Annotated in this window: 22 protein-coding genes; 11 read left to right on the top strand and 11 right to left on the bottom strand. The window is 70.9% G+C overall.

Translation table 11 applies throughout. From position 1 onward, the window contains the following. Positions 1-31: 31 nt before the first annotated feature. The 6 genes from QBL25_RS31980 to QBL25_RS31955 form a co-directional block, all read right to left on the bottom strand. Positions 32-1,444, bottom strand: a complete 1,413-nt coding sequence (locus QBL25_RS31980; RefSeq protein WP_409060417.1) for a nucleobase:cation symporter-2 family protein — start codon at positions 1,442-1,444, stop codon at positions 32-34. 67 nt (positions 1,445-1,511) lie between these two features. Beyond that, the gene (pucL, locus tag QBL25_RS31975) at positions 1,512-2,435 is read right to left on the bottom strand and encodes a factor-independent urate hydroxylase (protein ID WP_409060416.1); all 924 of its coding nucleotides are present in this window, start codon (positions 2,433-2,435) and stop codon (positions 1,512-1,514) included. A gap of 5 nt (positions 2,436-2,440) precedes the next feature. Next, positions 2,441-2,830: a hydroxyisourate hydrolase gene (uraH, locus tag QBL25_RS31970; RefSeq protein WP_160507956.1), complete on the bottom strand. Its 390-nt coding sequence runs from the start codon at positions 2,828-2,830 to the stop codon at positions 2,441-2,443. Next, positions 2,830-3,342: a 2-oxo-4-hydroxy-4-carboxy-5-ureidoimidazoline decarboxylase gene (gene uraD / locus QBL25_RS31965; protein ID WP_409060415.1), complete on the bottom strand. Its 513-nt coding sequence runs from the start codon at positions 3,340-3,342 to the stop codon at positions 2,830-2,832. Before uraD ends, uraH begins: the two co-directional genes overlap by 1 nt. 177 nt (positions 3,343-3,519) lie before the next feature. After that, complete coding sequence (locus tag QBL25_RS31960; protein ID WP_409060414.1) at positions 3,520-3,888, bottom strand: helix-turn-helix domain-containing protein; 369 nt, start codon at positions 3,886-3,888, stop codon at positions 3,520-3,522. Then, the gene (locus tag QBL25_RS31955; RefSeq protein ID WP_409060413.1) at positions 3,885-4,145 is read right to left on the bottom strand and encodes a hypothetical protein; all 261 of its coding nucleotides are present in this window, start codon (positions 4,143-4,145) and stop codon (positions 3,885-3,887) included. The genes QBL25_RS31960 and QBL25_RS31955 overlap by 4 nt, the downstream gene beginning before the upstream one ends. A gap of 125 nt (positions 4,146-4,270) precedes the next feature. Between QBL25_RS31955 and QBL25_RS31950 the strand changes: the two genes are divergently transcribed. The 3 genes from QBL25_RS31950 to QBL25_RS31940 all read left to right on the top strand — a co-directional run bounded on the left by QBL25_RS31950 (position 4,271) and on the right by QBL25_RS31940 (position 7,739). Next, positions 4,271-5,098 (top strand): TIM barrel protein, encoded by an 828-nt coding sequence (locus QBL25_RS31950; RefSeq protein ID WP_409060412.1) that lies wholly within the window; start codon positions 4,271-4,273, stop codon positions 5,096-5,098. Positions 5,099-5,178: 80 nt separating this feature from the next. Continuing rightward, a complete protein-coding gene (locus tag QBL25_RS31945; protein WP_409060411.1) occupies positions 5,179-6,069 on the top strand; it encodes a 2-hydroxy-3-oxopropionate reductase in 891 nt (296 codons plus the stop codon). Positions 6,070-6,281: 212 nt separating this feature from the next. After that, positions 6,282-7,739 (top strand): catalase, encoded by a 1,458-nt coding sequence (locus tag QBL25_RS31940; RefSeq protein WP_409060410.1) that lies wholly within the window; start codon positions 6,282-6,284, stop codon positions 7,737-7,739. A 398-nt stretch (positions 7,740-8,137) separates the two neighbouring features. Here the strand turns inward: QBL25_RS31940 and QBL25_RS31935 are convergent, their stop codons facing one another. Together QBL25_RS31935 and gcl are read right to left on the bottom strand one after the other, a co-directional pair. After that, a complete protein-coding gene (locus QBL25_RS31935; RefSeq protein ID WP_409060409.1) occupies positions 8,138-8,713 on the bottom strand; it encodes a YdeI/OmpD-associated family protein in 576 nt (191 codons plus the stop codon). Positions 8,714-8,814: 101 nt separating this feature from the next. Beyond that, the gene (gene gcl / locus QBL25_RS31930; protein ID WP_409062843.1) at positions 8,815-10,602 is read right to left on the bottom strand and encodes a glyoxylate carboligase; all 1,788 of its coding nucleotides are present in this window, start codon (positions 10,600-10,602) and stop codon (positions 8,815-8,817) included. Positions 10,603-10,852: 250 nt separating this feature from the next. On the opposite strand from gcl, the gene QBL25_RS31925 reads away from it, so the two are divergent. The 3 genes from QBL25_RS31925 to QBL25_RS31915 are packed head-to-tail and all read left to right on the top strand — an operon-like array spanning position 10,853 to position 13,278. Further along, positions 10,853-11,845: a serine/threonine-protein kinase gene (locus tag QBL25_RS31925; protein ID WP_409060408.1), complete on the top strand. Its 993-nt coding sequence runs from the start codon at positions 10,853-10,855 to the stop codon at positions 11,843-11,845. 24 nt (positions 11,846-11,869) lie between these two features. Next, positions 11,870-12,706, top strand: a complete 837-nt coding sequence (locus tag QBL25_RS31920; protein WP_409060407.1) for a hypothetical protein — start codon at positions 11,870-11,872, stop codon at positions 12,704-12,706. A 32-nt stretch (positions 12,707-12,738) separates the two neighbouring features. Beyond that, positions 12,739-13,278 carry a GNAT family N-acetyltransferase gene (locus QBL25_RS31915; RefSeq protein WP_409060406.1) on the top strand — a complete coding sequence of 180 codons (540 nt, stop codon included), beginning with the start codon at positions 12,739-12,741 and terminating at the stop codon, positions 13,276-13,278. Here QBL25_RS31915 and QBL25_RS31910 read toward each other — a convergent pair. Continuing rightward, entirely contained in the window at positions 13,241-14,884 is a 1,644-nt protein-coding gene (locus tag QBL25_RS31910; RefSeq protein ID WP_409060405.1) for an AMP-binding protein, read from the bottom strand. The two genes, QBL25_RS31915 and QBL25_RS31910, sit on opposite strands and share 38 nt — an antisense overlap. Continuing rightward, positions 14,881-16,572: an AMP-binding protein gene (locus QBL25_RS31905; protein ID WP_409060404.1), complete on the bottom strand. Its 1,692-nt coding sequence runs from the start codon at positions 16,570-16,572 to the stop codon at positions 14,881-14,883. Before QBL25_RS31905 ends, QBL25_RS31910 begins: the two co-directional genes overlap by 4 nt. 149 nt (positions 16,573-16,721) lie before the next feature. On the opposite strand from QBL25_RS31905, the gene QBL25_RS31900 reads away from it, so the two are divergent. Together QBL25_RS31900 and QBL25_RS31895 are read left to right on the top strand one after the other, a co-directional pair. Next, the gene (locus QBL25_RS31900) at positions 16,722-17,558 is read left to right on the top strand and encodes a response regulator transcription factor (RefSeq protein WP_409060403.1); all 837 of its coding nucleotides are present in this window, start codon (positions 16,722-16,724) and stop codon (positions 17,556-17,558) included. A 57-nt stretch (positions 17,559-17,615) separates the two neighbouring features. After that, positions 17,616-18,263 (top strand): LysE family translocator, encoded by a 648-nt coding sequence (locus QBL25_RS31895; RefSeq protein WP_409060402.1) that lies wholly within the window; start codon positions 17,616-17,618, stop codon positions 18,261-18,263. 147 nt (positions 18,264-18,410) lie between these two features. Here QBL25_RS31895 and QBL25_RS31890 read toward each other — a convergent pair whose 3' ends face one another. Then, positions 18,411-19,628, bottom strand: a complete 1,218-nt coding sequence (locus QBL25_RS31890; RefSeq protein ID WP_409060401.1) for a winged helix DNA-binding domain-containing protein — start codon at positions 19,626-19,628, stop codon at positions 18,411-18,413. Positions 19,629-19,981: 353 nt separating this feature from the next. Between QBL25_RS31890 and QBL25_RS31885 the strand changes: the two genes are divergently transcribed. The 3 genes from QBL25_RS31885 to QBL25_RS31875 all read left to right on the top strand — a co-directional run bounded on the left by QBL25_RS31885 (position 19,982) and on the right by QBL25_RS31875 (position 23,780). Further along, a complete protein-coding gene (locus tag QBL25_RS31885; RefSeq protein ID WP_409060400.1) occupies positions 19,982-21,157 on the top strand; it encodes a magnesium and cobalt transport protein CorA in 1,176 nt (391 codons plus the stop codon). Positions 21,158-21,241: 84 nt separating this feature from the next. Next, complete coding sequence (locus QBL25_RS31880; protein WP_409060399.1) at positions 21,242-22,120, top strand: mycofactocin-coupled SDR family oxidoreductase; 879 nt, start codon at positions 21,242-21,244, stop codon at positions 22,118-22,120. 25 nt (positions 22,121-22,145) lie between these two features. Then, the gene (locus QBL25_RS31875; RefSeq protein WP_409060398.1) at positions 22,146-23,780 is read left to right on the top strand and encodes an amidohydrolase; all 1,635 of its coding nucleotides are present in this window, start codon (positions 22,146-22,148) and stop codon (positions 23,778-23,780) included. Positions 23,781-23,904: the final 124 nt, after the last annotated feature.

The raw sequence follows: 23,904 nt of genomic DNA, 5'->3' as shown, positions 1-23,904 counted from the left end.
GTGTGTCTGGCGATGTGGGCACGGCATGACCCTAGGAAGATTTGAGTGCCGCGGCCGCGGGGCCGCGGGTGCCGAGATGGTTGAAGAACAGGTTGAGCAGGACCGCGGTCAGCGCTCCCGCACTGATTCCGGAGCCCAGGACGGTCTGCGCCCAGGCCGGGAATTCGGCGTAGAAGGTCGGCGCGGCGAGCGGGATGATGCCCGCTCCGAGCGCGACGGCCACCAGGATGATGTTGGAGCTGTCGTCGAGTCCGGCCTCGGAGAGCGTACGGATGCCGCTGACCGCGATGGAGCCGAAGAGGACGATGCCCGCGCCGCCGAGCACCGGCATGGGCACGACGTTGACGACGGCTCCGAGCACGGGGAAGGCGCCGAGCACGATGAGCGCGCCACCGGCCACGGCGACGACGTAGCGGCTGCGGACGCGGGTCAGCGAGACGACGCCGACGTTCTGCGCGAAGGCGGAGGTCGGGAAGCCGCCGAAGACGGGGCCCACGAGGGTGGCGATGCCGTCGGTGCGCAGACCGCGGGTGATGGTCTTGCCGTCGGTGTCGCGCTCGCAGATCTCGCCGAGGGCCAGCATGCCGGCCGCCGACTCGGTCATCAGGACCAGCATCACGATGCAGAGCGAGAGGATCGCGGCGGGCTGGAAGGTGGGCGCGCCGGCGGCGAACGGTGTCGGCAGCGCGGCGAGCGGGGCGCTCTGCACGGAGGTGAAGTCGGCCATCCCGAAGGGGATCGCGGCGAGCGTTCCGATGAACATGCCCGCCAGCAGGGCGACTTGCTTGAGGAAGCCGCGTCCGAAGCGCTGGAAGAGCAGGATCACGACGAGCGTGAAGGCGGCGAGCGCGAGGTACTTCATGTCGCCGAACGTCGGGTCGGTGTCGTCGCCGCCCTGCGCCCACTTCACGGGCACGGGCATCAGCGTGACGCCGATGAGGGTGATGACGACGCCGGTGACCAGCGGCGGGAAGAAGCGCAGGAGTTTGCCGAAGAACGGTCCGATGGCGAGGCAGAAGACGCCCGCGACCATCACCGCGCCATAGATGGCCGGGAGTTGTTCGCCTTTGGCGTTGGTCTCGGCGATGGCGAGGATGGGTGCGATGCCCGCCGACGAGGCGGCGTTGACGAAGGGGAGCCGGTTGCCGACGAATCCCTTGACGCCGAGCGTCTGGAGGATGGTGGCGAGTCCGGCGATCAGCAGCCCTGCCGCGATGAGCCGGGTCTGGGCCACGGTGTCCAGGCCGCAGGCCTGCCCGATGATCAGCGGCGGAGTGACGACGCCCGCGTACATGGCGGCGATGTGCTGGAGTGCGGCGGGGACGAGCCGCGAGGGGTGAAGCTTCTCGTCCACCGGGTGACAGTCGGGAGTTGACCGGCTGTCAGCTATGTCCGGTGGGGTGGAACACGGGCCTTTCGACGGCCCTTTTGCAGGCTGTGCCATTGCTGCTGTTCCCTCCGGTGTGGCGCGCCCCCGTCCGCTGCGGACGGGCGGGGGCGCGCGTCCCGCGTCAGAGGTTGGTCATGTCGACCGGGATCTTCGGCTGGACCCCGTCCCTGAGAACCGTGGCCTCGATGAGGCCGTAGGGGCGGTCCGCCGCGAAGTAGACCTCGTTGTCGTTCTTCAGCCCGAAGGGCTCGAGGTCCACCAGGAAGTGGTGGTTGTTCGGCAGCGAGAAGCGGATCTCGTCGATCTCGCTCCGGCTGTTGATGACGCGCGAACCCATTTGGTAGAGGGTCTGCTGGAGCGAGAGGGAGTACGTCTCGGCGAAGGCCTGGAGGATGTGCTTCTTGGCCTGCTCGTACGACTTCTCCCAGTTGGGCATCCGGTCGGCGTCGCTGGTCCAGTTGTAACGCCAGGCGGCGGCGACGTCGGTGCACAGGATGCGGTCGTACGCCTCCTTCAGCGTCGTGTACTTGTCCTTGACGTAGCCCCAGAACTCCGAGTTGGTGGAGTTCATGACCGTGAGGTCCTTGAGCCCGGAGATGATCTCCCAGTTCTCGCCGTCGAAGGTGATCTGCGTGGTGCGCAGCTCCTGGCCCTTGCGGGCGAAGGAGTGGTTCACCTCGTCCGAGCCGATGAACTTGGAGTTGTTGTCCGAGGTCGCTATGCGCTCCCAGGAGTACTCCTGGATGCGGATCCGGGCGCGGTGGATCGGCTCCTGCGTCGTCACGAAGTGACGGGCGAGGTGGATGCCGAACTGCTCGGCGGACTCGATGCCGAACTCCTTGGCGAACGCGAACACCGTGTTCTTGGTGGTGTCCGTGGGCAGGACGTTGGCGTTCGAGCCGGAGTAGTGGACGTCGTCCATGTCGCCGGAGAGGGCGACCGAGACGTTCAGGTCCTTGATGTGGTGGGTGTCGCCGTCCCGCGTGATCTTGACGACGCGGTTCTCTGCTTTGCCGTACTGGTTCTGGCCGAGAATCGTGGGCATGTCTGCTAGCTCCCTCGGTAAACGGAGTAGCCGAACGGGTTGAGCAGCAGCGGTACGTGATAGTGCTCGCCCGGCGTGACGGCGAACGTGATCGCCACCTCCGGGAAGAACGCACCGCTGTCCCTTACGCGGGGGGCGTCCTGCTGCGCCTCGGCTTGCTTCTTGGAGAAGTAGGTCTCGACCTCGAAGTCGAGTCGTACGTGGGTCGTGCCTTCCGGCAGGGCCGGAAGGTCCTTGCAGCGCCCGTCCGCGTCGGTCGCGGAGCCGCCGAGCGCCACCCACTCGGCGTCACGGCCGCTGCGGGCGGTGAGCGAGATGGCGACGCCCTCGGCGGGGCGTCCGACGCTGGTGTCCAGGATGTGCGTGGACACCGAGGCGGTGGTGTCAGTGCTCATCAGTCGTTGTCCTCTTCCACGAGACGGGTCAGCCGGATTCGGTTGATCTTCCCGAGTTCGGTGCGCACGTTGCCGCGCTCCTCCTCGGCGGTGTTGCCGATCCGGGTCTTCACCGCATCGCGCATCTGCTCACCGGTCGCGCCGGTGGCGCAGATCAGAAAGACGTGGCCGAACTTCTCCTGGTAGGCCAGGTTCAGTTCGAGCATCTCTGCCTTGAGCTCTTCGGAGGCCCCGGCCATGCCGCGCTGTTCACGCGACGACGTGGGGTCCCCGGGCTTCGGGCGGCCGATCGGCGGGTGCCCGGCCATCGCCTCGGCCAGATCCTCGGCGGTCAGCTCGGCCGTGGCGGCGTCACTGGCGGCGAAGAGGGCTTCGACGGTGGGGAAAGGGCGCTGGGAGAGCAGTTTGCTTCCCCAGGCCGATGAGGCGCAGGCCTCGTGGAGAGCGGCGGTGGCCGCAGCCTCCGGCAAGGCGTTGAACCGGGCAAGGCCCGGCGTCGAGCTCGAAGTCACGGGTGCCTCCGTGGCCATAGGGCCTTGTGCTGGACGGGCTGCGGATAGCTAACGCCAGCCGAAACACCACGTCAACACTTTGTTGAAAACTTCGAGTAACAAAGGCCACCGTCCGGTTAACGGACGGCGGCCTTCGGGTGTGCTCTGACCTGCGGTGACCCGGGACGGTCCGGAACCTCAGGTGGAGCGGTTGAGATAGTTGTACACGGTGAAGCGCGAGACGCCGAGTGCGCCGGCGACCGTCTCCACCCCGTGCCGCACGGCGAAGGCGCCTCGCGCCTCCAATATCCGTACGACCTCCTGCTTGGCCTTGCGGTCCAGCTCCGACAGGGGCATGCCGCGCTTGCGCTCCAGGGCCAGCAGGATGTGGTCCAGGGAGTCCGCCAGCTGCGGGAGCCGCACGGCGAGCACGTCCTGGCCCTCCCAGGCGAGGACGACGTCGTCGGCGCCCGCCTCGTCGGGGGCCACGATCTCGCCGCCCATGGCGTCCACGAGCGGCTTGACGGCGGCCACGAAGGGGCCGTGATCGTCTCTTGATCCGGTCATCCGATGGCCTCCCCCGACTCTCCGAGCACGTTCACCTGGAGCGAGACGCGTGTCGCGCCCGCCTCCAGGGCCTTGCGCAGCAGTGCGTCGACGGCGGTCAGGACCTCGTCCGCACCGCCTTCCGCGGTGTTGCCGAAGGGGCCGACGTCCACGGCGTCGAGCTCGGCCCCCTGGATGACGTCACGGGCCACCACCGCGTGGGCGGGCGCCTCGTCCAGGTCGAAGGGTTCGGTCGTGAACTCCACTCTCAATCGCACGCGCACAACCTACTGCCGCGTGGCGATTTTCCGGCAGCCCCCTCTTGACAAGCGCGGATGCTCGACGGCAATCTTCCATCAGACAGAAATTAACTTCCGCAATACGGAAGGAGCGCGGAAGCCCCATGGGATACTCCGACCAGCGCTTCAATGTGAACCTGTCGATCCTCTTCACGGAACTCCCGCTCCTGGAGCGCCCCGCGGCCGCCGCCGCGGCGGGCTTCACGGCGGTCGAGCTGTGGTGGCCCTGGGTCGACGCCCCCACCCCCGAGCAGTCCGAGCTCGACGCCCTTCGGGACGCGATCAAGGACGCCGGTGTAGAACTGGTGGGCCTGAACTTCTACGCCGGGCAGCTGCCCGGACCGGACCGCGGCGCCCTGTCGATCCCCGGTGAGGAGAGCGAGAAGTTCCGCGCGAACCTCCCGGTGGCCGCGGACTTCGCCCAGTCGCTCGGCTGCAAGGCGCTCAACGCGCTCTACGGCAACCGGGTCGAGGGCGTGGACCCCGCGGTCCAGGACGACCTCGCCCTGGAGAACCTGGCGCTGGCGGCCCGCGAGGCCGACCGCGTGGGCGCGATCCTGCTGATCGAGGCCCTGAACAAGCCCGAGTCGCCGCGCTGCCCGATCGTCAGCGCGGACGCGGCCATCGCCGTGGTGGACAAGGTGAACTCGGCCACCGGGCTCGGCAACGCGAAGTTCCTCATGGACCTGTACCACCTGTCCATGAACGGCGAGGACCTGCCGGCCGTCATCGATCAGTACGTCGCCCAGACCGCGCACGTGCAGATCGCCGACAACCCCGGCCGCGGGGCCCCGGGCACGGGATCGCTGCCGCTGGAGGAGCTGCTGGATCAGCTCCGCAAGGCCGGTTACGAGGGGTTCGTCGGGCTGGAGTACAAGGCCGGGGACCGGCCCAGCGCCGAGGCCTTCGGCTGGCTGCCGGCTGCGGACTAGCCGCCGCTTGGCGGCGGATCTTTCCTCCCGCCCGCCCACCCGATCACCCCGCATCACCCCGTAGCTAGAAAGGCTCCACCATGAGCAACCTTCCCAAGATCGCGTGGATCGGACTCGGCATCATGGGGTCCCCCATGTCCGAGAACCTGATCAAGGCTGGTTACTCCGTCACCGGCTTCACCCTGGAGCAGGACAAGCTGGACCGCCTCGCCGCGGCCGGCGGCACGGTCGCCAAGTCGATCGCCGAGGCCGTCAGGGACGCCGACGTCATCGTCACGATGGTGCCCGCGTCCCCGCAGGTCGAGGCCATCGCGTACGGCGAGGACGGCATCCTGGAGAACGCGCGGTCCGGTGCGCTGATCGTCGACATGTCGTCGATCACCCCGCAGACCTCCGTGGACCTGGCCAAGGCCGCCAAGGACAAGGGCATCCGCGTCCTCGACGCCCCCGTGTCGGGCGGCGAGGCCGGCGCCATCGAGGCCGTGCTCTCCATCATGGTCGGCGGCGAGCAGGCCGACTTCGACGAGGCCAAGCCGCTTCTGGACGCCCTCGGCAAGACCATCGTGCTGTGCGGTCCGCACGGCTCGGGTCAGACCGTGAAGGCCGCCAACCAGCTCATCGTCGCCGTGAACATCCAGGCCTGCGCCGAGGCCGTCGTCTTCCTGGAGAAGTCCGGGGTGGACCTGACCGCCGCCCTCGACGTCCTGAACGGGGGGCTCGCGGGTTCGACCGTCCTGACCCGCAAGAAGGACAACTTCCTCAAGCGCGACTTCAAGCCCGGCTTCCGGATCGACCTGCACCACAAGGACATGGGCATCGTCACCGACGCCGCCCGCAACGTCGGTGCCTCGCTCCCGGTCGGCGGTGTGGTGGCCCAGCTGGTCGCCTCGCTGCGCGCGCAGGGTGACGGCGGCCTCGACCACTCCGCGCTGCTGCGCGGCGTGGAGCGCCTCTCGGGCGCCGAGCTCTAAGAGCTCCCCGAACTTCCGGGCCGCGGCGGCGCTGACACCTGTCCTGTCGCGCCCAGGCGTCGCCGCGGTCCGGAACCCAAGCCGCACCACGAACCACCGAGCAAGCCTCGCCCAAAACTTCAACAAACTGTTGACGTAGCTGTTCAGGCGTACTTACGCTCACGTCACTTCAGCAGTTTCAGCAGTCCGTACGGAAGGTCAACCCCGCCACCATGTCGAAGCGTGTGCTCACGACCGAGTCCGGCGCCCCCGTCGCCGACAACCAGAACTCAGCCACCGCCGGCGTCGGTGGCCCGCTCCTCCTCCAGGACCAGCACCTCCTCGAGAAGCTCGCCCGCTTCAACCGCGAGCGCATCCCGGAGCGTGTGGTGCACGCGCGCGGTTCCGGTGCCTACGGCTACTTCGAGGTGACCGACGACGTCACCGCGTACACCTCGGCCGACTTCCTGAACACCGTCGGCAAGCGCACCGAGACGTTCCTGCGCTTCTCCACGGTGGCGGACAGCCTCGGCGGCGCGGACGCGGTCCGCGACCCGCGCGGCTTCGCGCTGAAGTTCTACACCGAGGAGGGGAACTACGACCTCGTCGGCAACAACACCCCGGTGTTCTTCATCAAGGACCCGATCAAGTTCCCCGACTTCATCCACTCGCAGAAGCGCGACCCCTTCACGGGCAAGCAGGAGCCGGACAACGTCTGGGACTTCTGGGCGCACGCCCCCGAGGCGACGCACCAGGTGACGTGGCTGATGGGCGACCGCGGCATCCCCGCGTCCTACCGCCACATGAACGGCTACGGCTCGCACACCTACCAGTGGACGAACGCGGCGGGCGAGGCCTTCTTCGTGAAGTACCACTTCAAGACGAACCAGGGCGTGCGTAGCCTGTCGTCGGAGCAGGCCGCCGAGCTCGCGGGCAAGGACGCCAACTCGCACCAGACGGACCTGCTCCAGGCCATCGAGCGCGGCGTGAACCCGTCCTGGACGCTGCACGTGCAGATCATGCCGGCGGCCGAGGCGGCCGACTACCGCTTCAACCCCTTCGACCTGACGAAGGTGTGGCCGCACAGCGACTACCCGCTCCAGCGCGTGGGCCGGCTGGTCCTCGACCGCAACCCCGACAACGTCTTCGCCGAGGTCGAGCAGGCCGCCTTCTCCCCGAACAACTTCGTTCCGGGCATCGGCCCCTCCCCCGACAAGATGCTCCAGGGCCGCCTGTTCGCCTACGCGGACGCGCACCGCTACCGCCTGGGCGTCAACCACACGCTGCTCGCGGTGAACGCGCCGAAGGCGACCACCGCGGACAACTACGGCCGCGACGGCCTGATGGCGTCCAACGCGTACGGCCGCGACCGCAAGAACTACGAGCCCAACTCGTACGACGGCCCGGTCGAGACCGGTCAGCCGCTCTCCGCCCCGCTGGCCGTGAACGGCCACACGGGCACGCACGAGGCGCCGCTGCACACCAAGGACGACCACTTCTTCCAGGCGGGTGAGCTCTACCGCCTGATGTCGGCCGAGGAGCAGGCACGCCTGGTGGCGAACATCGCCGGCGGCCTCTCGCAGGTCTCCCGCGACGACGTCATCGAGAAGAACCTGGCCCACTTCCACGCCGCCGACGCCGAGTACGGCAAGCGCGTCGAAGAGGCCGTCCGCGCCCTGCGCGAGGACTAGAACTCCCGGACTGCGCCAGGAGGCTGACGGGAGGTCGGTTTCCTGGCGCTGCGCCCGCAACCACCATGGAACCCGGATGAGGGGTGGTCCCGTGGTGGCCGGGCCGGACGAGGACCGCGGCGGCTTCGCGAGCCAGTGCGGTGGTAAAGGTCAGGCGGCTCCCTTCTCGACCTGAGGGAGGGGAACCCGCCGGTCCATTCGCAGCCGCCGCGGTCCCAGCCGAATCCCTCGGGGTTCCCCATGAACTCCGTCCGGCAGCGCGTATGCATGTTCCGCCAGTCGCGCGCGGTCGGACGGCAACAACTCCTCGGCCAGAGCGGCGAGTACGGACGGTCCCGTACTCGCCGCTCTTCTTTGTCCGCGGCCGTGTCGTGGCCGGCCGCGCCGTTCCCCGCGTCCTACGGGGCACTCCCTCGTTCCAGCTTCTCGATCATTCGCTCCAGGCGGGCCGCGCGCGTGACGGGGGTCCTGGCCGTCATCAGCCTGTGCAACACCACGTACTGGCCGGACTTGCCCAGGGCCTCGAAGGTCTCGCGTGCCGCCGGGCTCGCCTCCAGGGCCGCCCGCAGGTCGTCCGGGACCTCGGCGTTGCGCTGGGACTCGTAGGCGGCCTCCCAGCGTCCGTCCGCCTTTGCCGCCGCCACCTCCGCGAGGCCCGCCTCGCGCATGCGCCCCGCGGCGGTCAGGTCCGCCACCTTCTGGACGTTCACCTTCGACCAGAGGCCGCGCGGCCGGCGCCGGGTGATCTTCTGGAGGTAGTACACGTCGTCGTACGACCTTCTCTGACCGTCGATCCAGCCGTGGCAGAGCGCCACGTCGATGATCTCCCCCGCCGTCACGGACGGCACGCCCGAGGCCTTCTTGGCGACCTTCAGCCACAGGCCCGGCGCGGTGTCGTGGTGGGCGGCCAGCCAGGCGTCCAACTCGCCGGCGTCCGCACACGTCATGACGGGCAGCCCCTCCAGTGCGTCCATGCGCACACACTAAAGGGGCCCACGCTGACGGGGCACACACCAAAGGGGCGGTCCACCCCGCTCGGGTGGACCGCCCCTCAGTGGGCCGTGGAGACCTGCCGTCAGACCTTCAGGGGCCGGATGGCGGTGGGCGCGTGGCCCGGCTCCGTGGCCAGCTCCTCGAACTCCTTGACCGCGCTGATGTCGGCCGTGGGGCTCATGGAGATGTTCGTGATGCGCTCCAGGATGGCCTCGACGACGACCGGGACCTGGTGCTCCTGGGCCAGCTTCTTGGCCTTCTCGAAGGCCTCGCCCAGCTCGTTCGGGTCGGTGACCCGGATCGCCTTGCAGCCCAGGCCCTCGGCGACCTTGACGTGGTCGACGCCGTAGACGCCCAGCTCGGGGCTGTTCTGGTTCTCGAACTCCAGGTTGACCTGGAAGTTGATGTCCAGACCGATCTGCGCCTGGCGGATCAGGCCCAGGTAGGCGTTGTTCACCAGGACGTGGACGTACGGGATGCGGTGCTGCGCGCCGACCGCCAGCTCCTCGATCATGAACTGGAAGTCGTAGTCACCCGACAGGGCGACGACCGGGGTGTCGCGGTCCGCGGTGGCGACACCGAGCGCGGCCGGGATCGTCCAGCCCAGCGGGCCCGCCTGGCCGCAGTTGATCCAGTGGCGCGGCTTGTAGACGTGCAGCATCTGGGCGCCGGCGATCTGCGAGAGGCCGATGGTGGTCACGTAGCGCGTGTCCGGGCCGAAGGCCTTGTTCATCTCCTCGTAGACGCGCTGCGGCTTCATGGGGATGTTGTCGAAGTGCGTGCGGCGCTGGAGGGTCTCCTTGCGCTCCAGGTGGGAGGCGACCCACGCGGAACGGTCGGGGAGCTTGCCCGCGGCCTTGAGCTCCTTGGCCACCTCGACGAAGAGCTCCAGGGCGACCTTGGCGTCGGAGGCGATCCCGTAGTCCGGCGCGAAGATCTTGCCGATCTGGGTCGGCTCGATGTCGACGTGCACGAACTTACGGCCCTGGGTGTACACGTCCAGCTTGTAGCCGGTGTGACGGTTGGCCCAGCGGTTGCCGATGCCGAGGACGAAGTCCGACTCCAGGAACGTGGCATTGCCGTAGCGGTGGCCGGTCTGCTGGCCGACCATGCCCGCGTTCAGGTCGTGGTCGTCGGGGATCGTGCCCCAGCCCATCAGGGTCGGCACGACCGGGGTATTGGTGATCTCCGCGAACTCGACCAGGAGGTCGGAGGCGTCGGCGTTGATGATGCCGCCGCCGGCGACGATCAGCGGACGCTCGGACTCGACCAGGTACGTGATCGCCTTCTCGATCTGGGCGCGGGTCGCGGACGGCTTGTAGACCGGCAGCGGCTCGTACGTGTCGATGTCGAACTCGATCTCCGTCTGCTGGACGTCGATCGGCAGGTCGATGAGGACCGGACCGGGGCGGCCCGAGCGCATCAGGTGGAAGGCCTGCTGGAAGATGCCGGGGACCTGCGCGGCCTCCAGGACCGTGACGGCCATCTTGGTGACCGGCTTGGCGATCGTCGCGATGTCGACGGCCTGGAAGTCCTCCTTGTGGAGCAGGTGCGTCGGCGCCTGGCCCGTGATGCACAGGATCGGGATCGAGTCACCGATCGCCGAGTACAGACCGGTGATCATGTCGGTGCCCGCCGGGCCCGACGTGCCGATGCAGACGCCGATGTTGCCCGGGTTGGCGCGGGTGTAGCCCTCGGCCATGTGCGAGGCGCCCTCGACGTGCCGGGCGAGCGTGTGGTCGATGCCACCGCCCTGCTGCAGCGCCTTGTAGAAGGGGTTGATCGCAGCGCCGGGGACACCGAACGCGTTGGTGACGCCCTCGCGCTTGAGGATCTCAACTGCCGCGCGGACAGCGGTCATACGAGCCATGGGGTTCTCCTGCTTCGACAACAGCTTCGACAGCTGCGCCGACCTTTCGGCCGGCGTGTTCGGCTGGCGGATCCGGCTCCCGTCGCGCCCCGCGGTGAGCTTCTGTTTCCGCATTGTGGAAATTTTGTTCTGCTATATGGAAGCAATGTAGGCGGGCGCGGTGGAGACCGTCAAGAGATGTCCGGGAACCGGCCGGCGCGAAGGGCGCGTCCCAGTCGTTGAATTCGGGCCGACCATCGGGGGGTCGCGCGTGGCCAGCTCACCGGACGCGACACCCGCCGGGCCGGGCCCGCCGGACTACGGCCGCTGGACGGCCGGCCCCCTCCTGGGGCAGGGGCGCCTCGGGCGCGTCCATCTCGCGCACGACGAGGAGGGGCGGGCCGCCGCCCTGCGGGTCGTGCACCCCTCCCTCGCCCGTGACCAGGAGTTCCGTGCACGCTTGGGCCGCGAGGTCCGGGCGCTCGGCGCGGTCCGGGGGCGCCGCGTCGCCGCGCTGATCGACGCCGATCCGCACGGGGCGGCGCCCTGGCTCGCCACGGAGTACGTCGAGGGGCCGACGCTCGCCGCCCGGGTGCGGGGCCCGGACGGGCCTCTGGGTACGCCGGAACTGCGCGCCCTGGCGAGCGCCCTCGCCGGGGCGCTGGACGACGTCCACCGGGCGGGGCTCGTGCACGGGGACCTGCGGCCGTCGCACGTGCTCCTGGGCGCCGACGGACCGCGCGTGACCGGCTTCGGGGTGTGCGGGTGCGTGGAGCGGGCCGAGGAGATGGGAGCGGCCTGCGGCTGCGGGACGCCGGGGTACATGGCGCCGGAGCGTCGCGCCGCACCCCGGGGCGAGGTCAGGCCGCCGTCGGACGTCTTCTCGCTGGGCGCGGTCCTGGCCTTCGCGGCGACGGGGCGGGACCCCTTCGCCGCGGGCGGCGAGGACCCCGGACCGACGGAGCGCGTCGCTGCGGATCCCGGTCCGGCGGGCGTTCCGGCGGAACTGCTCCCCCTCGTCACCGCCTGCCTCGCCCGGCATCCCACGGCCAGGCCCGCCCCGCGCACCGTCGCCCGCATGGCGGGACTCCCCCTGCCGGGCAGCCGCCGCCGCGCCCTGACCCTGGCGGCCACGCTGACCCTGGCGGACACGTTGGCCTTGGCGGGCGGACTGACCTTGACGAGCACCCTGATCCTGCCCCAACTGGCTGCCGCGGCATGCCCACTTGGTGGACGATGGGCATCACGAACCGGCGTGCGGTGACGGTAATGGTGACGGGTGAGAGCGATGACGGACAGCGGCGTTCCGGTACGGTGCCCGGTCTGCCGGCGAGAGCATCTGTACGCCCCGCCGTCCTACCCCTGCGCGTGCGGCGCCCCCGTGGTGCCGCCGGTGGCGCGCGGGGCGACGGTGACCCCGGTGACCGACCGGACGTGGGCGGAGGAGTGGGTGACCGTGCGGTGCCGGACCTGCGGGCGCCGGGACCAGTGGCCGCAGCCCGAGCTGGGGTGCGGATGCGGGGCGGTGCTGCGCATTCCGGTGCGGGCCGTGCAGGCACCCTCGCAGGCGCCGTCGACGCCGCCGCAGCCTCAGGAACCCCCGCAGCCTCAGGAACCTCAGCCCTCGCCGACACCGCCGACACCGCCGACGCCTCAGACACCTGAGACGCCTCAGACGCCCCCGGCAACTCCCGCCCCGCCGTCCGCTCCGGCCCACATCTCGCTCCCGCGCACGGCTCCGACGCCCCGGCCCGCGTTCCGCCCCGTCCCGGTGCGTACGGCGCGGGACGCGGTGACGGTGGCGGGGCTGTATCTGCGCTGGCTCGGGTACGAGGACGTCCGCGACGCGGTGAAACGGGCGCCCTCCGGGGTGCGGGTCTCGGCGCGGGGCGTGATCGCCCTGATCGAGCCGTCCGTGCAGCCGACGTCCCTGCGTGACGTGGAGTGCGTGTGGCTCAGCGCGATGTCCGACGCCGTGAGCTGCGTCTGCTTCTCCCTCGCGGGGTACGAGGGATCGGCGCGCGCCCGTGCGGACTCGCTGTCCATCCCCTTGTTCGTCATCGACCTCACGGGCACCCCGCAACCGGTGAACGGCGCGGCGGAGGAACTCATCGCCACGGGGTGAACCGCGCTCCGGGCGCCGGGCATACTCGACGGATGCGCATCCGCCTGGCCGCTGGCGCCGATCTCCCGCTCCTCCAGGACATCGAGCGGGCCGCGGGCGAGCCCTTCCGCGCCCTGGGCATGGCGGCGATCGCCGACGACGAACCCCCCGCCGTCGAGACCCTGGAGGCCTTCCGCGACGCGGGCCGGGCCTGGGTGGCCGACGACGGCGACGGCACCCCGGTGGCGTACCTCGTCAGTGCGCCCGTGGACGCCGCGGAGCACGTCGAGCAGGTCTCCGTGCACCCCCGGGCGGCCCGCCGCCGCGTCGGCCTGGCGCTGATCGAGCACGTCGCCGACCTGGCCCGGGCGGCGGGCAGGCAAGCCCTCACCCTGACCACCTTCGCGGACGTCCCGTGGAACGCCCCGTACTACGCCCGCAACGGCTTCCGCGTGCTCGGCGAGGCCGAACTCACCCCGGGGCTGCGGAAGATCCGCGCCCACGAGGCCGAGCTCGGCCTCGACCGCTGGCCGCGCGTGGCCATGCGCCGCGAGCTCACTCCGGGTGGGTCTCCGCCCCGTACCGCTCCCTGAGTTCGATCTTCCGGACCTTGCCCGACACCGTCATGGGGAAGGCGTCCAGGAGGCGCAGGCCCGCCGGGATCTTGTAGTGCGCCAGCTGCCCCGCGCAGAATTCCCGCAGTTCCCCGAGCGTCAGCGGATCCTCCGGGTCCCGCACGATCACGCAGGCCAGCGGCACCTCTCCGTAGCGCTCGTCCGGGACGCCCACCACCTGGACGTCCGCGATCTTCGGGTGGCCGTAGAGGAACTCCTCGATCTCGCGCGGATAGATGTTCTCGCCGCCCCGGATGATCATGTCCTTGATGCGGCCGACGATCTGGACGTAACCGTCCTCCCGCATGACCGCCAGGTCACCGGTGTGCATCCAGCGCCCGGCGTCGATCACCTCCGCCGTGCGCGAGGGTTCGTCCCAGTAGCCGAGCATCACGCTGTAGCCCCGCGTGCACAGCTCGCCGGAGGCACCGCGCGGCAGGGTCACGCCGCTGACCGGGTCGACCACCTTCACCTCGATGTGCGGCAGCACGCGGCCCACCGTGCCCGTGCGCCGCTCCAGGTCGTCCGTGCGGCGCGTCTGCGTCGAGACCGGGGACGTCTCCGTCATGCCGTAGCAGATGGAGACCTCCTCCATGTGCATCTCGGCGACCACCCGCTTCATCACCTCGACCGGGCAGGGCGAGCCCGCCATGATGCCGGTGCGCAGCGAACTCAGGTCGTACGTCGCGAAGTCGGAGAGGTTCAGCTCGGCGATGAACATCGTCGGCACGCCGTACAGCGAGGTGCACCGCTCGCGCTCCACCGCGTGCAGCGTGGCGACCGGGTCGAAGGACGGCGCCGGGACGACGATGCAGGCGCCGTGCGAGGTGGCTCCCAGGTTTCCCATGACCATGCCGAAGCAGTGGTAGAACGGCACGGGCAGGCAGACCCGGTCCTGTTCCGTGTAGCCGACCGTCCGGCCCACCCAGTAGCCGTTGTTGAGGATGTTGTGGTGGGAGAGCGTCGCCCCTTTGGGGAAGCCGGTCGTGCCCGAGGTGTACTGGATGTTGATCGGGTCGTCACAGCTCAACTCGGCCTCACGAGCCGCCAGTTCATCCGCCGTCACCGTCCCGGCCGCGTCGAGCAGCTCGTCCCAGGAGCCGTCCTGGATGTAGTGCACGGATCTGAGCTCGGGGCAGCCGGGCCGCACCTGGTCCACCAGTGCCCGGTAGTCGCTCGAGTTGTGCGCCTGCGAGGCGACCAGGACGCTCACCCCGGCCTGCTTGAGCACGTACTCCAACTCGTGTGCCCGGTACGCCGGGTTGATGTTCACCATGATCGCGCCGATCCGCGCGGTGGCGTACTGCACCAGCACCCACTCGGCGCAGTTCACCGCCCAGATGCCGACGCGATCGCCCTTGCCGACCCCGATCCCCATGAAGCCGCGCGCCAACTGCGCTACTGCTGCACCGAATTCGGCGTACGTCCAGCGCGTCCCCGCCGCCACGTCCACCAGCGCGTCCCGCTCCGGCCAGGCCTCGACGGCCCGGTCGAGGTTGCGCCCGATGGTGTCGCCGAGCAGCGGCGTCGAGCTGACACCGTGGGCGTACGACGGCTCGCCCGTCGTCGTCAGAGACTCACTCACCGGAAGTCCTCCTCGCGGTACTCGGCGTCGGAGCCCGCGGCCGTCGCCTCGCGCAGCTCGATCCGGCGGATCTTGCCCGAGACGGTCTTGGGGAGCGGGCCGAACTCGATGCGGCGCAGCCGCTTGTAAGGGGCGAGGACCGCACGGGAGTGCTCGAAGAGCAGCTTCGCGGTGTCCGGTCCCGGTTCATGTCCGGCGGCGAGCACGACATACGCCTTGGGAACGGCGAGCCGCAGCGCGTCGGGCGCGGGCACGACCGCCGCCTCCGCCACCGCCTCGTGCTCCAGGAGGGCGCTCTCCAGCTCGAACGGGGAGATCTTGTAGTCCGAGGCCTTGAAGACGTCGTCGGCGCGGCCCACGTAGGTGATGTAGCCGTCGGCGTCGCGGGTGCCGATGTCGCCGGTGCGGTAGTAGCCGCCGGCCATGGACTCGGCGGTGCGCTGCGGGTCGCCGTGGTAGCCGGCCATCAGGCCGACCGGGTTCGCGGCGAGGTCCAGGGAGATCTCGCCCTCCCGCGCTCCCGGCTCTCCGGTGACCGGGTCGAGGAGTTCGACGGCGAAGCCCGGCGTGGGCCGCCCCATCGAGCCGACCTTCAGCGGCTGGCCGGGCGAGTTGGCGACCTGGACGGCGGTCTCGGTCTGGCCGAAGCCGTCCCGGATGGAGACGCCCCAGTCGCGCCGCACCTGCTCGATGACCTCGGGGTTGAGCGGCTCACCCGCGGCGACGGCCTCGCGCGGCGGTGTGCGCAGCTGGGTCAGGTCGGCCTGGATGAGCATGCGCCACACGGTCGGCGGGGCGCAGAAGGACGTGACGCCGGCCCGGTCCATCTCGGCCATCAGGCGGCCCGCGTCGAAGCGCGTGTAGTTGTGGATGAAGACCGTCGCCTCGGCGTTCCAGGGCGCGAAGAGATTGGACCAGGCGTGCTTGGCCCAGCCGGGCGAGGAGATGTTCAGATGGACGTCGCCGGGCTTGAGCCCGATCCAGTACATGGTCGCCAAGTGTCCGACGGGATACGACACATGGGTGTGCTCGACCAGCTTCGGGCGGGCCGTCGTGCCCGAGGTGAAATAGAGCATCAGGGGGTCGTCGGCGCGGGTGACGCCGTCGGGCTCGAAGGTCTCCGGGGCGCCGTCAGTCCCGTCCGGGCCGGCGTACGAGATCCAGCCGGTCCTGTCGCCGCCCACCACGACGCGGGTGTAGTCGCCGGGCACGTCGTCGAACTTCTCGGTGTCCTCGGGGCGCACGACGACGTGCTTGGCCCGGCCGCGGTCGATGCGGTCCCGGAGGTCGACGGGGCCGAGCAGGGGCGTCGCCGGGATGACCACGGCGCGCAGCTTCATCGCGGCGAGGGCGATCTCCCAGAGCTCGACCTGGTTGCCGAGCATCACGACGACGCGGTCACCGGCGCGGACGCCCCGGGCGCGGAGCCAGTTGGCCACCCGGTTGGAGCGGGCGGACAGATGTGCGAAGGAGAAGCGGGTGGCGTGCCCGTCCTCCTCGACGACGTGCAGCGCGGTCTTGTCGTTGTCCCGCGCGATGACGTCGAACCAGTCGAGCGCCCAGTTGAACCGCTCGGGCCGTGGCCAGGCGAAACCCTCGTAGGCGGCGGCGTAGTCCTCGCGGTGCCGCAGCAGGAAGTCCCGAGCCGTGCGGAACTGTCGCGTGCCGCTGGTGGCCGTCCTCGTCATTGCGCTCTCCTCGTCGCCGGTCCGCTGCCCGGCATCATCGCCGCGCACTTCGCCGGAGTCATTGCCGGACGCTACGTAACATCGTGTAATTCGTGATGCGGGTCTCACCACCCCCGGACGGGGGTGTCCCGAGGTGAAAGGTCTGACGCGTGACGGCTGACGGAGGCGAGGCGGTCGAACTGCGGTCCGCGCTGCTGCGGCTGCGGCGCGGCACGGGGCTGCCGGTGGCCTTCGGGGGGCTCGTCGAGGGACAGCGGCAGGTGCGGATCGGCGAGCTGTCGGGCACGGGGACGCGTGCCCTGTGCGGGCTCGCGGTGTCCTCCGGGAACGGCCTGGGCGGCAAGGCGGTCGCGCTCTCGCGCCCCTGCGCCGTCACGGATTACCACGACTCGCGCCACATCAGCCATGAGTACGACAGTGCCGTCGCCGCCGAGGGCCTGCGCTCGGTCCTCGCGGTGCCGGTGGTGGTCCGGCGCAGGGTCCGGGGCGTCCTGTACGGGGCGCTGCGCTCGGCCCAGCCGCTGGGCGACCGGACGCTGTCGGCGGCGGTGGCGGCCGCGCGGGACGTGGAGCAGGCCCTGCTCGTCCGGGACGAGGTGCACGCGCTCATCGCGGCCGCGCGGGAGCCGCAGGCGGGTTCCGGGCCGGCCTGGGAGCAGGTCCGCGAGGCGCACGGCGCGCTCCGGGAGCTGGCCCCGCGGATCGCCGACCCGGCCCTGCGGGCGGACATACTGGCGGTGTGCGGGCGGCTGGCGTCGGCGGCGACCATGCCCGCGGGCCCGGAGCGCGCGGTGTCCCTCGCCCCACGCGAGGTGGACGTCCTGGCGTGCGTGGCCGGGGGCGTGACGAACGCGGTGGCCGCGGAGCGGCTCGGCCTGCGGCCGGAGACGGTGAAGGGATACCTCCGGGCGGCCATGCGGAAGCTCGGCGCGCACACGCGCCTGGAGGCCGTGGTGGCGGCGCGGCGCGCCGGACTGTTGCCGTAGGTGTCTTACGGGGCGAGGCCGGCGGCGGGTTGAATGAGCGGCCAGGGGGTGATGGGCATGGTGTCCACGGACCGTTTTCTCGCATTCGCCGCGATGTCGCTGCTGGTGATCGTGATCCCGGGACCGAGCGTCCTCTTCGTGATCGGCCGGGCCCTCGCCCACGGCAGGCGCACCGCCGTGGCGACGGCCCTCGGCAACGTCCTCGGGTCGTACGCCCTGGTCGTCGCGGTCGCGTTCGGCATCGGGTCGCTCGTGGAGCGTTCGGCGGCGGTGTTCATGGCGGTGAAGCTCGCGGGCGCCGCCTATCTGGTCTTCCTCGGCGTGCAGGCCTTCCGGCACCGCAAGGAGATGCGGGCCGGGTCCCTGGGGGCGGACTCCGCGGGAGAGGCCCGCACGGATACGCGTACGGTCCTGGACGGCGCGCTCGTCGGCGTGACGAACCCGAAGGGCATCGTGTTCTTCGCGGCGGTGCTGCCCCAGTTCGTCGACCACTCGGCGGGCCGCCTGCCGGTGCAGATGCTGCTCCTCGGCCTCGTCCCGATCACCATCGGCCTCATCACGGACACGCTGTGGGGGCTGACGGCGTCCGCGGCCCGCACGTGGTTCGCCCGCTCGGAGCGGCGCCTTTCGATGATCGGCGGGGCCGGGGGCGTCACGATGATCGGGCTCGGGGTGACGGTCGCGGCGACGGGGCGGGCGGATTAGGCCGGTTGGGCGGGGGCGGGGCGACGGAGGGATGGGTACGGACTGTGAGCCGGTGAGGAGGCGGGCCGGGGGGCCGGGGGGCAGGCGGCCCGGGGGGCCGGTGGGCAGGCGAGCCGGTGGGTAGGCGGGCCGGTGGGCTTCGCCCGTTCAGCGCTCGATGACGGTGCCGAACCGGATGTCGTACGAGGCGGCCCCGCTCATGGGACCGCGCAGCAGCCGCTCCGCCTCCTCGGTGAGTTCCTGCCGCCGCGCCTTGGTCAGCGTGCCGAAAGGCTCGATGGTGAGGACGGCGGAGTCCTTGGCCGCTCCCCCCGCTCCCCCGCCCTCTTCGAGACGCCATACGCCCGCCAGGAAACCGTCGACCAGGAAGACGCTGTAGGCGAAGTTCCCCTTCCAGGTACGGCCCTTGAGGTCGGGCGGCACGATCCTGGAGCGGTCGGCGTGCGACAGGAGGAGGTTGTCGAACTCGGGCAGGAAGCGTGCCGGGGCCGGGGTGTCCGCGTCGGGGCGCGGCGCGTCGGGGAGGTCGAAGAGCTCGACGCCGTTCTCGTCGCGGAACGCGCGCAGCTGGGGCCGCAGCCGCTCGAAGGCATCCCGCAGCCGCGTCAGGCCGGCCCAGGTCTGCATGTCCTTGACGGAGGCGGGCCCGAAGGCGGCGAGGTAGCGCAGGACGGTGGCGTCGGGCGCGGGCACCGGCTCGCTCGGGCGGCCGAGCCAGTGCTCGGCGGTGGTGAGCGCCACCTGCCCGCTGCGGCGCCACAGGCCGCGCGGGGTGACCTGCACCAGGGGCAGAGTGCAGCGGGCGGCGACGGCGAGCGCCTGCGGGTCGGCGTCGGGCCAGCGGGGCAGCAGGAGTTCCCGTAGCTGCTTCATGGTGCGGGGCTCCTCCTCGACGGCGGCGCGGGCGAGCGAGGCGAGTTCCGCCAGGTCGACGCCGGGCAGCCCCTTGCGGAAGGCGTGCAGTTCGCGGTCGCGCGCGCCTTGCACCAGCGGGCGCAGGGTGAGGGCGTCGTCGGCGGTGTGCAGATGGATGGTGGAGCGCATCGTGACGATGCGGACGAGGTCGCGCGAGGCGAGGAGCGCGGACAGCGCCTCCGGGTCGAACCCTTCGAGGCGGGCGGCGAGGGCGTAGTAGGGCGGTTTCACGTTCTGCGCCTGGAGGCCGAGGAGGTGGGCGACGGCGTCCTGGACGGAGAGGTCGGCCGAGCGGCGCAGGAGGAGCTGACGGTCGAGGGTGGCGCGATTGAGGGCACGCGTGCCGAGTACGGGGTCGGCGGGACGGGCGACGGCTTTGGACCGGGAGCGGGGGGTGGCCGGGGTGCCCGGGGCGCCCGGGGTGTTCGACGTACGCGGCGTGTTCGTCATGCTCCGCACGCTAGCGGGACTTGCGGACATGTTCAGTCCGCGAGTGCGCAGGAACACGGACCGGGAGTGCGCCGGAACACGGATGGCGAGTGCACCGGAACACGGACCGGGAGTGTGCTGGAGCACGGATGCCGAGTGCACCGCCACACGGACCGGGGGTGCACCGGAGCACGGATGGCGAGTGCACCGGAACACGGACTGGGAACGGTCCCCGTAGCATCGAGCGGCGGGCGCCACACTCGCGACTTTTGGGATGGATGTCCCGCTTCGAATATCCTGCTCCGAAGCCGACAAGACACCCGTTCGACGTCCCACCCCCGCAGACGGCGACCGACACACCGGAGGCAGCAAGCATGGCGGAGCGCCGGGCCCGGCCCGTACCGAGCGTGAGCGTGAAGCGGCACGGCTGGCGGCGCACCGCCCCGGCCAAGGCCTCCTCGGCCGCGGGGAACGGCGCCGCAGCCCCCGAGGCGACGCCCGCGCCCTCCTCCCCCGCGGCGCCGGAAGCGGCGAGCGTCGTCCAGGCGGCGCTGTACCGCGACGGGGTCCGCGTCGCGACGCCCTCCTCCCTCGCCGACACCTTCCGCGAGCTGCGGGAGCAGCGCGACGGCATGGCCTGGATCGGCCTCGCCCGCCCGACGGAGGCCGAACTGCTGTCGCTGGCGGCCGAGTTCGACCTGCACGAGCTCGCCGTCGAGGACGCGATGGAGGCCCACCAGCGGCCGAAGCTCGAACGCTACGGCGAGACACTCTTCGTCGTCCTGCGCGCGGCCCGCTATCTGGACGCCCCCGAGGAGGTCGACTTCGGGGAGCTGCACGTGTTCGTGGGCCCCGACTTCGTCATCACGGTCCGCCATGGCGCCGCCCCGGATCTGACGGCCGTACGCCGTCGCATGGAGGAGAGCCCCGACCTCCTCAAGCTCGGCCCCGAGGCGGTCCTCTACGCGATCCTGGACGCGGTGGTCGACGGGTACGCGCCGGTCGTGGCCGGAGTCCAGAACGACATCGACGAGATCGAGACCGAGGTCTTCGGCGGCGACCCCGAGGTCTCCCGCCGCATCTACGAACTCTCCCGCGAGATGGTCGAGTTCCAGCGGGCGACCCGCCCCCTGGTGGCCATGCTGCACTCCTTGATGGCGGGCTTCGCGAAGTACCGCACCGACGAGGAACTCCAGCGCTACCTGCGCGACGTGGCCGACCACGTCACGCACACCAGCGAACGCGTCGACGGCTTCCGCCAGGCCCTCACCGAGATCCTGACGGTCAACTCCACCCTGGTGACCCAGCAGCAGAACGCGGAGATGCGGGCACTGGCGGAGGCGGGCTTCGAACAGAACGAGGAGATCAAGAAGATCTCCTCCTGGGCCGCCATCCTCTTCGCCCCGACCCTGGTCGGCACCATCTACGGCATGAACTTCGAGACGATGCCGGAACTGAAATGGGCGGCGGGCTACCCGTTCGCGATCCTCCTGATGGCCGTGGTCTGCGTGAGCCTGTACTTCATCTTCAAAAAGCGCGACTGGCTGTAGACCGCGGGGGCTTGAGGCGCCCGCCCCTGTCCGCCCGCCTCCCGCCCATTGCCGTTCGGGGGGCTTCGCTGCTATCGCTGGGGCATGGCTGGGAGCAGTGGGTGGCGGCGAGGCCATGGCTTGTGGCGTAGAGGGGCTCGGGGGCGGCGGGGGCGTGTCGCGGGGAAAGTCGCCCTTGTCACCGGGGCGGCCGGAGGGCTGGGGCGCAGTCATGTGCGGCGGCTGGCCGAGGAGGGTGCCGATCTCGTCGTCGTGGACCTGTGCGGGCCCGTCGACACCGTGCCCTACCCGCAGTCGACCCCGGAGCAGTTGGACGACGCGGTGGAGGAGGCGCGGGCCCTTGGCCGGCGGGTCGTGGCCCGGCGGGCCGACGTGCGGGACCGGGCCGCGCTGCAAGAGGCGGTCGACGCCGGGCTCGACGCGTTCGGGCGGCTCGACGTCGTCGTCGCCAACGCCGGGATCGCTCCCCTGCTCGTCGAGGACCGGGTGGAGGCGTGGCACGACGCCATCGGCGTGAACCTCACCGGCACCTTCCACACCGTCGAGGTGGCCGTCCCCTCGATGGTCGCCGCCGAGCGGGGCGGCTCGATCGTCCTCGTCAGTTCCACCGCGGGCCTGGTCGGCATCGGCGGCGCGAGCAACGGCGGGCTGGGGTACGCCGCCTCCAAGCACGGCGTGGTCGGCCTGATGCGCACGTACGCCAACAACCTCGCCCCGCACAGCATCAGGGTGAACTCCGTGCACCCCACGGGCGTGGCCACCCCCATGGTCACCGACCCCGCCGTCGTCGCGTTCGTCGCCCAGGACCCGGTGCTCTCCGCGACGGCGCCGAACGCCCTGCCGGTGGCGACGGTCGAGCCGGTCGACGTCTCCAACGCCATCCTGTGGCTGGCCTCGGACGAGGCCCGCTACGTCACCGGCGTCACGTTGCCCGTCGACGCCGGGTTCATCAACCGCCGCTGAGGCACCGCGCCGGGGAGGCAGACCCATGACCGATCAGTACGCGGACACGATCTTGGTGGGCGGGCACGTGAGGGCGTCGTCGGGCTGGGCCGACGGGCTCACCGTGCGCGCCGGTGTCATCGAGGTGGTCGGCGACCGCGAGGAGGTGCTGCGTCGGCGGGGACCGGGCACGCGGGTGCGGGAGCTCGGCGGCGACACCGTCCTGCCGGGCCTGCACGACCTGCACGTGCATCCGATCTACGCCGGTGTCCGCGAGCGCCGCTGCAAGGTGCCGCAGGGTTCGACGCTGGCCGCCACCCTGCGGATCGTCGCCGCGCACGTCTCCCGGGCCGCCCCCGGCGCGTGGGTCCTCGGCGGGCAGTGGGACACCTCCGCGCTCGGCGTCACCCCGGACCGGACCCTCCTGGACGCCGTCGCCCCGCATAACCCGGTCCTCCTGGAGGACACCAGCGGGCACAGCTCATGGGCGAACAGCGCGGCGCTCGCGGCCGCCGGCATCGGCCCCGGCACACCCGACCCGGCGGGCGGTGTCTTCGAGCGGGACACCGCGGGCCGTCCGAGCGGCATCCAGCGCGAGACCGCCGCCGATCTGCTCGCCGCCTCGGCGCCCAGGCCGACCGACGAGGAGGTGGAGGCGGCTCTGCGATGGGCCCTCGGGGAGATGCTCTCCCACGGGATCACCTCGTTCACCGAGGCGGCGGTCGGCTTCACCGCGGGGCCACGGGCCGAACTGCGCGCCTACACCCGCCTCGCCGCGGCCGGAGCCGTCAAGCAGCGCGTGCGCCTCTGCCTCGTCTGGTCCCCCGCCGACCCCACGTCCGACGACGTGATCGCGGCACGGAACCTCCACGCGAGCGGTCATGTGGCACCCGACTGCGTGAAGATCTTCCTGGACGGCGTCCCGACCGACAGCCATACGGCGGCGATGATCGAGCCCTACCAGGACACCGCGGAGGGGCGGGACGACGACGTCAGGCGGCACGGCATGCTCGCGATCCCACCGGCGGTCCTGGACCGGGCGGTCACCCGGTTCGACCGGATGGGCCTCACGGTCAAGTTCCACGCGGCCGGTGACGCGGCCGTCAGGGCGGCACTCGACGCCGTCGAGGCGGCCCGCGCGGCCAACGGGCACGGCCCGTGCATGCACAACGTGGGGCACTGCACCTTCGTGGCGAAGACGGACATCGAGCGCGCGGCGCGGATCGGCGCGACGTTCGAGGTCTCCCCCTACTTGTGGCGGCCCTCCCCCATCTGCTCCGACATAGCCACCGCCGTCGGCCCGGCGGCGGTGGAACGCGCGTGGCCGGTGCGCGAGATGCTGGACGGCGGGGCGCTGGTCGTGGCGGGCTCGGACTGGTGTGTCGTGCCGTCGGTCGACCCGTGGTCCGCCATCGAGACGCTCGTGACCCGGCAGGAGCCGGGCGGCGGCGGCGACCGCTTCGGCGCGTCCCAGGCGATCACGCTGGAAGAGGCCTTCGACCTCTTCACGGTCAACTCCGCGCGCCAGGAACACCTGGCGCACCGCGTCGGACGCATCGAACCCGGCATGCTCGCCGACCTCATCGTCGTCGACCAGAACCCCTTCGACGTGCCGATCACCCAGGTGCACAGGACCGGGGTCAGGGCCACCTTCGTCGAAGGCGAGCCCGTCTGGCCGTAGCGCGTCTTCCGCACTCGAGGGCCCTGGCCTCGTCAGGGCCGGGGGCGGGGCGTCCGGCCGCATGAAGGATGATGTCCTCGAACAGCATCTACTCAATCGGCCGGACTCTTGATACCTACCCTTT

Source organism: Streptomyces sp. SYP-A7185, assembly GCF_046103685.1.
Lineage (GTDB): Bacteria > Actinomycetota > Actinomycetes > Streptomycetales > Streptomycetaceae > Streptomyces.
The sequence above is the reverse complement of the archived record's forward strand: the minus strand, read 5'-3'. Positions and strand labels throughout refer to the sequence as shown.